We start from the raw sequence: 496 nt of genomic DNA, 5'->3' as shown, positions 1-496 counted from the left end.
TTCGGTGCGGGCCCGCGAAAGTGCATCGGAAACAATTTTGCCATGTACGAAATGGTAATCACCATCGCGGAGCTTGTTTCTAAATTTAGAATTTCAGGAGCAAAAGGAGAAATAGAGATCCATCCTCTCATCACTCTGAAGCCAAAAAATGCAATTCTTAAATTTGATCTTCGGAAATAAATACTTTCAAAAATGCTATTTTTGGCACCTCTGTTTTCTCCCCTCCCCTTAGGCACAAAAGTTGCGAAATTAACCTGAAGTGAAATCCTCCTTAAAAACCCAAAATACCGCCCTTATTAAAAACGAAGCTAAACGCCTCGGTTTTTTGTCGTGCGGTATCTCCAAAGCAGAATTTCTTGAGGAAGAGGCACCCCGGCTGGAGGAATATCTCAACGGGAACAGGCATGGACAGATGTCTTACATGGAGAACTATTTTGATAAGCGTCTTGATCCCACAAAACTGGTTGAGGGTTCAAAAAGTGTAATTTCCCTGTTG

1 protein-coding gene and 1 pseudogene are annotated in these 496 nt (G+C 41.9%); both read left to right on the top strand.

The features are described 5' to 3' along the window. The coding region (locus HC175_RS17730) for a cytochrome P450 (RefSeq protein ID WP_168139597.1) at positions 1-180 on the top strand (180 nt) is incomplete at its 5' end. A 79-nt stretch (positions 181-259) separates the two neighbouring features. Next, positions 260-496, top strand: a pseudogene (locus HC175_RS17725) (tRNA epoxyqueuosine(34) reductase QueG); the annotation flags it as partial.

It is taken from the genome of Salinimicrobium oceani, assembly GCF_012037645.1.
Note: the sequence above shows the minus strand (reverse complement) of the source record. Positions and strands in the feature narration are given on the sequence as shown.